Origin of the sequence: Nitrososphaera sp. (assembly GCF_050748925.1) — an archaeon.
Taxonomy (GTDB): Archaea; Thermoproteota; Nitrososphaeria; order Nitrososphaerales; family Nitrososphaeraceae; genus Nitrososphaera.
Map to the genome: position 1 here is coordinate 1 of NZ_JBOGQF010000199.1, position 2333 is coordinate 2333.

General features: G+C 54.1%; 3 protein-coding genes. All 3 read right to left on the bottom strand.

What is annotated here, in order from left to right; genetic code table 11:
* Positions 1-91: 91 nt before the first annotated feature.
* Entirely contained in the window at positions 92-1210 is a 1119-nt protein-coding gene (locus ACREAY_RS11400; RefSeq protein WP_431755890.1) for a hypothetical protein, read from the bottom strand.
* 38 nt (positions 1211-1248) lie between these two features.
* Positions 1249-1827, bottom strand: coding sequence for a GTP cyclohydrolase I (gene folE / locus ACREAY_RS11405; protein WP_431755891.1), 579 nt, complete (start codon positions 1825-1827; stop codon positions 1249-1251).
* A gap of 9 nt (positions 1828-1836) precedes the next feature.
* Positions 1837-2333: organic radical-activating protein (locus tag ACREAY_RS11410; protein WP_431755892.1), on the bottom strand; the 497-nt coding region annotated here is incomplete at its 5' end.

Here is a 2333-nt window from a genome sequence, read left to right on the forward strand (position 1 = left end):
CAGCTAGCCAGCCACTTTACGGCGGCAAGGCGTGCATCTTCGTTGCCGACCATCTGCTCAATTAGCGTTGGCCTGTACTTTTCAGACCACATCATTTTGGCAGTCGCTTCTCAAACTCGTCAAAATGTGCGCCACGCACAAGCTCGTTGTACCAGTACTGGTTATAGTGCCTCACGGTCAGGAACAGGAATTCGAGAAACGGCTTTAGGGAAAAGTTTTCCGGCAGCATTTCAAGCGCCATCTTGGCCTCGTCAAGGTACAGCTCGCTCTTTTGCATCGTCAGCTCGAATCCCCTCCTCACGTCGCCGGTGTTGAGCGCATAGTATAGAGGCCACGACGGGATCTTGACCGACCCGTTCTTTATCGCGTCTTCGATCTCGTTGCCGCACCCGACGCACTCGCCGGCCTTGGCCATGCCCATGTAAAATATGTCGCTCAGTGGCCTGCGGTTGAGGGCCATGTTCCTGCCGGCCGTGCCCATGACTGCGCGGTATTTCTTGTAGCAGTCGCCCATCACCTCGTCGTTTATCGACGCCGGCCTCATCTTTAGTTTCACGTCGAGGTACTGGCCCACCCTCGCGTCCTTGAAGCCGTCCTCAAACGCCTTTAGCACCGAGTCGCCGCCCTGCGCAATTTTCTGGCGCGCGATGGCGAGGATGTACGGGCTCATGAACTTGTAGTCCTCCAGGTATTCGAGGTCCTCGTCCCTGTCGACGATCCTGTCCATCGGCTCTGACAAGTCGATGGCGATGATGTGGCCGTCAATGACTGCGTCGCGCTTTTCCTGCGACTCGCCGTCGCCAAAATATTGCGTCGAGCCGTCATAGAGCGCGTTAAAGACGGGAAACGTCATCTTGACAAAGTTTGAATTGAGTATCCTTGCGACCCTGTCCTGCAAAACATCGGGGCTAGAGAGCCTTGCTTTCAGGTCCTGCAGCGCGTCGGCGGCCGGTACCAGGTCAGCCGAGCCGACCTCCTCTGCGAACTTTTGCATGGTGGACGCCGGACTGTTGTCGGCCTGGATTGCGCCGTGGAGCGACATGACGAACCTCTTGGCAAACGAGCCGAATTCCTGTTCGGTCTTTTCCTTGTACTGGTTGAACTGCTTGTAGCCCTTGCCGCGCAGCAGGCCCTGCTTCATGATCTCCTTGCCGGCCTGCGTGCCCATCAAAGCCTCCTTTGAAAAAACCGACTCGTCCTTGCTGCTCATGTGATGGAAAGAAACCTGTTTGATAGTTATTTAACTATTCAGACAGAGCGCAGGTTCGACTTGGGGTCCTTTATCATAGCCAACACGTGCTCGCGCAGGTCTTTCTGCGCCATCGCGCCCCTGTATGCTATCGTCATGATCGAGCTGTCGTTTCGGACGCCGCGCATCTTCATGCAGAGGTGCTCGCCTTCCGCTATCACCATCGCGCCCTTGACCCCCTGCCTCATAAGCTCGTCGGCGACTTCCTTTGTCAGCCGCTCCTGTATCTGGAGCCGGCGGGAGTGTTTTTCCACCAGCCTGACCAGCTTTGATACTCCAAAGACCTTGCCTGACGGCACGTAGGCGACGTGGATCTTGCCAAAGAACGGCAGCATGTGGTGCTCGCACATGCTGTAGAACTGGATGTCCCTTGCGACTATGACGTCGGTTTCTTCTGAAAACGTGACGTCAAGCTCGGCGTCCATCTTGTAGCCGCCAAATATCTCCTCATACATGTTGGCTATCCTGTCTGGGGTGCCGATGAGGCCTTCCCTGTCGGGATTCTCGCCAAGCTCGGCAAGCAGCTGCCTGACCAGCTTGGCTATCTTTTTCTTGTTCAGCTCGCCCTTCTTGTTCATTTTTTAGCGTTACCTTGCTCCTATGATCTTGTGTAGCTGGGGCACGACGCGGACCTGCTCGTAGTATGGATAAATTGCGTCGTAAAATGCAAAAAGCCTATCTAACAAGGGCTCGTCCACACTATGACTCGGCTGTATTATAAATCCTGCTACATCCCGTTCCTTAATGGCAGCAAACACTTTTCTCACGAGATCTTTTAATTCGCCTTCATCAGTCGAGTTTGTCACTACTATCTTTATGTAGGGATTCTTGCCCGCCTCGACGGCCATCTTCAGGCATTCCAGCTCGTTCTTTAAAAGCGTAGGATAGTTCTTGCCGTCGACTGCCAGAGAGTCGCGCATCTTGAACTCGATCTTTACAAGGTCGATGTATGGCAGGACCTTGGCAAACCTGACAGAATCATAGCAGGCAGATTCCAGGTACGTCCTGATGCCCTTTTCTTTGACGAACTTTGCCAGCTCTATTACTGCCTCATGCTGCACAAGCGGCTCGCCTCCAGTAAAGT

Coding starts and splice junctions, on each gene's coding strand:
- ACREAY_RS11400 (WP_431755890.1), bottom strand. CDS start 1,210: ATGAGCAGCAAGGACGAGTCGGTTTTTTCAAAGGAGGCTTTGATGGGC.
- folE (WP_431755891.1), bottom strand. CDS start 1,827: ATGAACAAGAAGGGCGAGCTGAACAAGAAAAAGATAGCCAAGCTGGTC.